General features: G+C 45.1%; 8 protein-coding genes. 3 read left to right on the top strand and 5 right to left on the bottom strand.

Translation table 11 applies throughout. The features are described from left to right. The coding region (locus LRP54_RS08530; protein ID WP_442984584.1) for an IS3 family transposase at positions 1-99 on the top strand (99 nt) is incomplete at its 5' end. Between the two features lie 150 nt (positions 100-249). On the opposite strand, the gene LRP54_RS08165 is transcribed toward LRP54_RS08530, so the two are convergent. Continuing rightward, positions 250-414: a methionine/alanine import family NSS transporter small subunit gene (locus LRP54_RS08165; protein ID WP_231235713.1), complete on the bottom strand. Its 165-nt coding sequence runs from the start codon at positions 412-414 to the stop codon at positions 250-252. Continuing rightward, positions 411-1,973 (bottom strand): sodium-dependent transporter, encoded by a 1,563-nt coding sequence (locus tag LRP54_RS08160; protein WP_231205166.1) that lies wholly within the window; start codon positions 1,971-1,973, stop codon positions 411-413. Before LRP54_RS08160 ends, LRP54_RS08165 begins: the two co-directional genes overlap by 4 nt. A gap of 404 nt (positions 1,974-2,377) precedes the next feature. Here LRP54_RS08160 and LRP54_RS08495 point away from each other — a divergent pair, with 404 nt between their 5' ends. Further along, positions 2,378-3,088, top strand: a complete 711-nt coding sequence (locus LRP54_RS08495; protein WP_231205167.1) for a LytR/AlgR family response regulator transcription factor — start codon at positions 2,378-2,380, stop codon at positions 3,086-3,088. Beyond that, positions 3,085-4,407 (top strand): ATP-binding protein, encoded by a 1,323-nt coding sequence (locus LRP54_RS08150; protein WP_231235712.1) that lies wholly within the window; start codon positions 3,085-3,087, stop codon positions 4,405-4,407. Before LRP54_RS08495 ends, LRP54_RS08150 begins: the two co-directional genes overlap by 4 nt. Positions 4,408-4,444: 37 nt before the next feature. Here the strand turns inward: LRP54_RS08150 and LRP54_RS08145 are convergent, their stop codons facing one another. The 3 genes from LRP54_RS08145 to LRP54_RS08135 all read right to left on the bottom strand — a co-directional run bounded on the left by LRP54_RS08145 (position 4,445) and on the right by LRP54_RS08135 (position 8,979). Continuing rightward, positions 4,445-5,497 carry a glycosyltransferase family 2 protein gene (locus LRP54_RS08145; protein WP_231235711.1) on the bottom strand — a complete coding sequence of 351 codons (1,053 nt, stop codon included), beginning with the start codon at positions 5,495-5,497 and terminating at the stop codon, positions 4,445-4,447. A gap of 283 nt (positions 5,498-5,780) precedes the next feature. Further along, the gene (locus tag LRP54_RS08140) at positions 5,781-6,425 is read right to left on the bottom strand and encodes a hypothetical protein (protein WP_231235710.1); all 645 of its coding nucleotides are present in this window, start codon (positions 6,423-6,425) and stop codon (positions 5,781-5,783) included. A gap of 106 nt (positions 6,426-6,531) precedes the next feature. Then, entirely contained in the window at positions 6,532-8,979 is a 2,448-nt protein-coding gene (locus LRP54_RS08135; RefSeq protein WP_231235709.1) for a glycoside hydrolase family 3 C-terminal domain-containing protein, read from the bottom strand.

The raw sequence follows: 8,979 nt of genomic DNA, 5'->3' as shown, positions 1-8,979 counted from the left end.
TACGTCGATTGGTACAACAACACGAGAATCAAAACCGAACTCGGCGGGCTAACAATCCGGGCCTACCGCGCAAAAACGTTAACCACAAAAACCCTCTAAAAAAACGTCCGCAGCCCCTTTCGTACTAAAAATAAGGAATAAATATAGACCTGTGCCTGCACCAGAATTTACATGTCATTCTGATGCAGGCACAGTGTTAATCACAGCAGTTTCACCATCAGTGAGCAGAAGGTGTCTTGCGGCAAGAACCTAGCATGTAACCTCACGTGGAACCTCAGATTCTTCGAAGTCCCAAGAAAGATCATGATCTTCTTCAGGTAAAGGAATGACGCGCAAAAGTACGATAGAAGCAACAAGACCTCCCCATACTAAAAGCATTGTCACTACCATCATTACAATAGCAGGAGCAGTCATTGTGAAACCCCCTCAGTCATCATTTCTCCGTCATTTACTGCATGTTTTGGCTTCTGATGTTTCCACGGTGCCAAAGTGAAAAGGATTGAGGCAATAACGCAGAGCGCCACGCATCCCCAACCAAATGTGAGAACATACCACGATGGGTATTCACCGTAACCACGACTAATGTAATCCACGATTGCCATAAACATCATGACAGCTAAAACAACGGGACAAAGAACGCCTACGAGGAAATCCCAGATCGCTGGCACTTTCACAGAGGAAACCTTATTCAAATGCTCGCGTAGTGCGCGCATACGGCCTCCAAGGAGCGCTGCAAAAAGAGTCATGACAATTGCTGAACCTACTACACCGATATTGTTAATAAAAGCATCAACAACATCCAAGGTATTCAGACCTGATGTTGTACCAAAGAGGACCAGTGAAACAACCATTGCGGGAATACCCATAATCATTGCGGCCGTCTTTGGTGCAAAACCAAATTTGTCTTGTAAAGCACCACTGACTACTTGCAGTAAGGATAGTAAAGATGTGACTCCCGCCAAAACTAAGGAAGTGAAGAAAAGAACACCAAATAATGGGCCGCCCGGCATCATGGAGATGATTTGTGGGAATGTCACGAAAGACAAAATAGGACCACTTAAACCTTGTAGTTCAGAAACTCCAACACCTTGTTTGTAGGCCATGAAACCCAGTGCACTGAATACGCCGATACCTGCCAAGATTTCAAATGAGGAGTTAGCGAAACCTGCAACCAAACCCGTACCTGTCAGGTTAGAACGCGGCTTCAGGTAGGAGGCGTAAGTAAGCATGATGCCGAAAGCAATCGACAGTGAATAGAAAATCTGAGCGAATGCTGCTAGCCACACGTGCGGGTCAGATAATGCGCTCCATTTTGGTGTGAAGAAAGCGTTGAGTCCTTCTAACGCTCCCGGCAGGAATAATGCGCGTATCACTAAAACAAGGAAAAGGATGACCAACAAAGGCAAGAAAATGCGGTTCGCCATCTCAACACCTCGTGAGATACCCATTCCCACAATCAGCAATACGAGTATCCATACGAGGGCAAGAGGGATAGCAACCGCTGCCACAGGAGAAAAAGAAAGGCTATCTGCGGAAGAAACCTGTAGGTAATCACTGACAAAGAAAGATTTGGCGTCATCTCCCCACGCTTCATTCACTGAGTAAATAGCGTACTGAGCTGCCCAAGCGATAACGGCAGCATAGTAGGTGAAAATGACAAAACAAATCATTACTTGGAACCAACCGATAAATTCTCCGGCTGCTCCAATGCGGCGCAGTGCCCACGGTGGTGTTCCACGGAATTTATGGCCTATTGCGTAGTCCAAGCAAAGAAATGGAATACCGACCAGTAAAAGTGCTACGAGGTAGGGCACAAGGAAAGCGCCACCACCGTTTTCGTAGGCAACCCCAGGAAATCGCCAAATATTACCCAGACCAATTGCGGAACCAATAGCAGCAAGAAGAAAACCTGTTTGTCCTGTCCAGGTCTCACGTTTTTTCGCTGGTGATACCGGCATAGCCGAATCTGTCATGAAGATACCTCCTTTTAAGCTGAGGAAAACAGTATCCATATACCACATTATGAATAAAAAATGACCATATAATGAACAAGATTGAGGAAAACCGCAAAATATCAAGCAGAAATAAGGATTATTCACCCACAGCAACATCCCCTATTCAGTAACATTTCATACTCACCACATCCCTTTCCCACACACTCATCAACAGGCACTATGCAACAGCCTCACAAGTACATGACAGATGAAGGTATAAACCTGGAAAGTCCTTGAAAAGATTCAAATATTATTCCCCTTACGAGCACAGGAAAATATGCTTCTTCTGCGACCTGCTTCACCCCATCTAGCAGTGGGCATTCGCATATATTTCGCGGGATAATTCCTCATATCGAATAACAGAAGAAAAGGACAGCAATTCCGTGATTCGTATTGGAATCGTCGAAGATGAGGCAGTATCACGCCGCCTGTTGTGTGACTACGTAGCCCGCTATCAAAAAGAGTACGACATCGCCTGTGAAGTCTCGACTTTCCACGATGGTGCCGCTATCAGCGCAGGATACAAACCGATATACGACATTATTTTCCTTGACATTCAAATGGAACATATGGATGGCCTTACAGCAGCACGTCACATTCGTTCACTGGATCAACAAGTTGTCCTCGTATTCATTACCTCAGCACCGCAATATGCTATTCGAGGCTATGAAGTAAATGCCTTGTCCTACCTATTAAAACCTCTGCCCTGGTTTGCTTTTGAGCAAGAACTTACCCGCTGTATTGCCACAGTCCGTAAACGTGCTTCCAGTTCACTACTCGTCCAATCAGGAACAAATATTCAACGTATCGCTATTAAAGACATTATTTACATTGAATCAATTAAACATCGTCTCGACATTTACACAATTGACGGAAAACTTTCAATGGTAGGCGCACTCAAAGATATGGAAACACAGCTTACCCCTCATGATTTTTTCCGTTCAAATTCATGCTATTTAGTAAATTTGGCTCGCGTTCAAGGAGTAAAAGACCAAAGTTGTTTTATGACTGGCGGAATTGAACTACGTATTTCACGTCCACGGAAAAAAGCTTTCCTCACAGCCCTTACACAGTACGCGGGAGGAATCCGATGATATTTCAACAACTGCCTGATATTCCGCGTCTCTATACAGCGTGCGCTGAATGGAGTGCCTGCGCACTGTATGCATTACTTTTCTGGGATACCCGAATTCCTCGGCGCCACACTGTCACGGCATTACTCCTTGGACTTCCCTTATTAATATTCATACAATTTATCGCCGGAAAAGCACCTATTGAACTATGGATACCGGGCATGTTGGCTGCCATTATCACAATGGCATGTATCATTTGGATGGCTACTGGAGAAAACTGGGTTTTTATCGGGCACCTTACAACCCGCGCTTTCGTTTTCGCAGAACTTGTTGCTTCTTTTTCTTGGCACCTAGTGGTCTGGTCCCTAAGGGATGACTCCCCCACACACCCCTCTGTTATTTTTCTCAGTATTCTCATTCACGCAGTTGTTATCACTATCGTATGGTTCAGCGAAAAACGCCATTTCCCCCGCGAAGAACCCACTCGATTGCTCGGTGTCGATCTGTGGTCAGCAATTGCTATCACCGCAATAACATTTGCAATGTCAAATCTATCTTTTATAACTGTGACAACACCTTTTTCTGGACGTGCAGGAAGTGAAATCTTTTATATTCGCACCCTTGTTGATCTCTGTGGTTTTATTTTGCTATACGCACAACAAGAACGCTTACGTCAGATCACAGTTACCAGCGAATTAGCTACCATGAATGCCGTTCTTCATGCTCAGCACACTCAGTACTTACAGGCAAAAGCAAATATTGAGGCAGCTGCACGTGTACGCCATGATATGAAGCATCAAATTGCTTTAATTCGAGATGAAGTAGATTCAGACCGCACTCACGCATACCTCAGTGAATTAGAACGTACAGTCGGTGCTTTACGACAGCAATACCATTGCGGTAACCCTGTACTTGATGTGATCCTCACATCGAAAGCAGATTCATGCGCCGCTTCCGATATTACTTTTACAGCAGTTGTTGACGGCACTTTAGTGTCAAATATGACAGCTATGGATATTGCTACCCTTTTCGGTAATGCCCTGGATAACGCTATTGAAGCATCAATGCGAGTTGAAGCACCCGAACAACGACTGATTAATGTCGCTTTACATTCCCAGGGAACGATGGTTGTTTTACGAGTCGATAACTGGTTCGACGGTCATGTGGAAGTTGACGAAGCCGGTGACCTCCGCACCGTCAAAAACGATAACTCACTACACGGATACGGTATTCGTTCTATCCGATGGACAGCACATAAATACGGTGGTGAAGTCACCACTCATATCAAGAACCACTGGTTTACCTTGACAGTCCTCTTACCATCAACAATTCAAGAATAAGGACATAAAAGCAGGCAGACGCATAGCCAACGAAAATCTAGTTAAAACCAATGAAAGAACGAGCAACCTTATAACCAGCCATAATGACCCGCTGCCCTGCCCGACCTGGCAAGGTAATAAGACGTCCCAGTAAATCAGCCCGCACGGCACGGGATGCTTGCGGATTACGCTCAGCTAATTCACGCCACAAACGTTCTTTCGTTTCCAGATGTTCTGAGGTTCCAGAAAGCAGCAACATCACAGTACATGCCGCACAGTTAATCCTCAGATAATGCACCATATACCGGTAGAGATTCGCAGGTACATCCGCAGGATTTGGCATTGCATCAACCATTGCGAGATTTACACGGAGTAGCTGGTCAATACGTGTAATCATGACAGATTCATTGACTGACTGATCATCGCGTCCAATGAAATAACGGTACAAATCCACATCAAGGTATCGAATTGTACGAACCAGAGGTAAAGGAGTGTGACTATACAGGTAGTCCACATAGAAAGTATGTTCTGGCAAAATTAGACCAGACTCACGAACCAAATCTGTTCGTAATATCAACGAATGCATCATCAAATATTGGTCATAGCGACATGGACGCATATCATCCCACGTAATTACACGCCCCTGAGGAAGCACATTACGGAATTTAATAACAGCTTTATGCGCACGTCCTTGCTTCTCATAGACGTAATTGGTGACCAGCAGATCAAGGATTTGACCATTTTCCCTGTCTGTACGAAGTGTACGTAAAACTTCCTGCATAGCGGCACGATCCACCCAGTCATCTGAATCAACCACTTTCAGATGTGTTCCACGGGCATGAGCGATACCAGCATTTAAGGCGCCACCGTGTCCAGCATTTTTCTGATGAATTGCTCGAACACGGCCAGGGTGTTGCGCTGCCCATTGGTCCGCGATACGTGCTGTTTCATCAGTTGAACCGTCATTGACTATCAGTACCTCTACTTCATCCCCATACCCCACTAAGGACTGCATGGCACGACCTAAGTAGTCCTGAGAATTGTAAGAAGGAACAATCACACTTAAAAGAGGACGATCATCGTGCTCGGATATTTGAGCGTTCTTTTGCATAGTCACCTCTTTATACTGCCTGACTTAGACAACAATGACAATAGAAACATTCGTTTACGTATAACCCTCATATGAATTGAGCCGATCAAAAGATCTCACAAGCATCTGATACTTTTCTGATGAAAGTATTAAAATACAGGATTTTTCCATTATTCTGCAGCATATCTTTACCTATATTCGTTCTTTTTCATAAGAAACACAGGATACGGCCTCAAAAAATATGCGCGCCCTCCCCTACCATTAAAATTTAATGATATGAAGGAGGGCAGGTTAGAGGATTTATTCAGGAGCTCATAGAATCTGCTGTCACAACAGGTGTTTTGATTTTTTCAGCAGATTCTTCTGGCACCTGACGAAAAATCACCTTAAAAATCGGGAAGAATACCCAGAAAGAAATCGCCGAGTTAATAATCATCGTGAGAACGTCAGCAATAACCTGCCCCATTCCCATCCCGAAAGAACTTTGGAAGAAAGAATAAATAGGGGCTTTATACACCACTTGTAAAGCTGCAGCTAAAATTGTGATCGCCACATATGCAATCGCGTACCACATGGCTGCTTTCCACACGGATGAATTTGACTTAAAAGTAATATTTCGTTGAGCAAAGAAGTTAATGACCTGTGCAATAAGTAAAGTAATCTGCACGGCAAGAAAATAGGCTAAGCCACCGCCAAATCCTTCTGGAGTTACCGGACCTGCCGCATAATCAAACATGTAAACGACAGCCCCATTACTCATACCGATAGGTAAAAATTGGAAAGCTGTATCTACAAGTGCCGTTTTACCGAAAGCCCACTTAAAAACGGGCATAAGTATAAGCTGAAGAAGCGTTACCCCATTTGAAAGGATAAAAAACACGATAAATTGAGAACTTGTCACGTGTTTTTCTGCAAAAGAATTCCATTTTTCAGCAAGTCCGCGAAACATTTTTATCTCTTTCACTTTTAAGTTCTGACATTGAGAGAATAAGTGACACAATTTTGACAGCAACGAAATTATTCGTTGATTCATCGAATGTGCCACAGGATTTTATTCATGAGGCTGCAGATGCGTGACCAACTTCGTTACATGTCACAGCTTCATCAATGGCCCGTTGAGTCTGACGATTTTGCCTGCGTGTTCTCACGATTTCACGAATTAAATGCCCAAGGCCTCGGAAAGTACGTCCATTAACACATTCCACAATTGCATCAACTGCTTGCGTGGAAATCAGGCCCTTACTCATTTTCCCCATTGCCCGAAAAGGCATATTTGTCAGGAATAAAATATTCAGATCAGGTTTTCCTGTGGCATCCGCTTGTGCTTTCTTCTTTTCAAGCATACGGCCTGCACAACGCGCAACCCAGCTACGGGAATAAACCATATCCGACAGCGGATCATTTACAGTCAACACTGTTGCTTTTTGATGCTGAGGCACAGGATATCCTAGGAGCTTTGCCACATCCGCATCGCTTAGGTCACGTACATGGCCTGTTTGATACGGCACAGGAATCGCTTCATACGATTCACCACTATTGTCATCTTGTGATGCGACATCCCACGTAGCGTTCAAAAGCAAATCTGCAATATTATTCCCAATGCTCACAGTCCATCGGCCATTTTCAACCTGCCATTTGTGGTGAGCACGATCAAAATGACGGAATGTGTACTGGTCAAAAGGAATAAAAACCTCTGTGCTTTCGCCAGCTTCAAGTCTGACTTTCGCAAAGCCTTTCAGTTCACGCCTTGGTCCCCATACTTTCCCCGGACGGGCAACATACATTTGTGGAACACACACACCTGCACGATCAGATGTATTCGTCACTGTGAAACGAACGCCCTCAGATGCCAGAACAATATCTGAGTATTCCCACGTTGCATACGACAGGCCATAACCGAAAGGGAAAGCAACAGGAACTTCAGCGGTATCAAAATAACGGTAGCCCACATACGGACCTTCACGGTACACAGAAAAAGGTTCATGTGAAGGGACAAAACCACGAGTCGGATGATCCTCTAAACGCAATGGCCATGTTTGCGATAGACGTCCTGACGGCTCAGCATGCCCCATCAGAATATCCCATGCAGCACTTGCGCCGGCTTGCCCTGATAAACATGTATGAACCAATGCCTGAGTAAATGTCAGCCATGAGGTTTCAACAACTGATCCTGCTGAAAGCACAACAACAATACGATCATTGATACTCGCTAAAGCTTCAAGCAAAGTGCGTTGAACTTGCGGGATCTGCAGATGTTGACGATCAAGCCCTTCAGACTCAGAAAGCTCATCTAAACCTAAAGCCAGCACAACCACATCAGCACGAGCAGCTAATTCGCATGCTTCACTTATGAGATCTGGCCGCGGTTTGCCTAAACGATCGTATCCTTGTGCATAGCCCACAACATGCACATCAGCATTTGTCGCTGTATCACACAGGCTTTCCAGCTGAGTCGGATTGATCTGCGAGGAACCCGAACCCTGATAACGCGGATTTTGTGCCATATCACCAATAATCGCAACACGAGTACCGGAAACCAGAGGCAAAATACCGTTATTTCGCATCAGAACAATAGATTCGCGTGCCACTTGACGGGCAAGCTCATGGTGAGCCTCACGATTATATGTGGGACGTTCTTCATGCGAATGAGCCGAACGTGCAATAGCAATTACTTCAGCAGCACGAGCGCGCACATCGGCTTCACTTATCTCACCAGCTTCAACTGCTGCAAGGATTTCACGCACAGAATGAAGGCCCGGAGCCGGCATTTCTAAAGACCCACCAGCCCTTACCGCTGCAGAAGCTGAATTAGAACCACCCCAGTCGGAAACAACCATCCCATCAAAACCCCATTCATTCCTGAGGATATCAGTAAGTAAATGAGCGTTTTCATGCGCATATGTCCCATTAATTTTATTGTAGGAAGACATGAGGGCACGAGGATGCGATTCACGGACAATAATTTCAAAAGCGGTTAAATAAATTTCACGCATAGTACGTTCGTCAAGAACAGAATCAGAAGCTTGACGACGTAATTCCTGTGAATTCACCGCAAAATGTTTCGGCGTGGCGGCAACTCCTTGCGATTGAATACCCCTCACCATACCAGCAGCCATTTTCCCTGATAAATAGGGATCTTCAGAGTAATACTCAAAATTTCGCCCGCATAAAGGAGAACGAGCAATATTAAGACCTGGCCCTAAAAGAACATCTACTCCCAGTGATCGTGCTTCTGCTCCTAATGCTTTACCCATAGACTCAGCAAGCTTCGGGTCCCATGAATGGGCCACTGTTGCAGCTGTAGGAAAACATGTGGCAGGTTCAGCAGCAGCGATCCCTAAGTGATCGCCTGACCCTAGCTGTCGCCTGACCCCGTGAGGCCCATCTGACATAACGAATGAAGGAATACCTCGTTTGGGAAGCGCTCGGGAATCCCACTCTGAAGTACCGGAAAGTAAAGCGGCAGCTTCAATAAGTGTGAGCGTCTCAGCTGTGGCCTTCAC

This window comes from Schaalia sp. lx-100 (genome assembly GCF_021083625.1).
Classification (GTDB): domain Bacteria; phylum Actinomycetota; class Actinomycetes; order Actinomycetales; family Actinomycetaceae; genus Pauljensenia.
The sequence above is the reverse complement of the archived record's forward strand: the minus strand, read 5'-3'. Positions and strand labels throughout refer to the sequence as shown.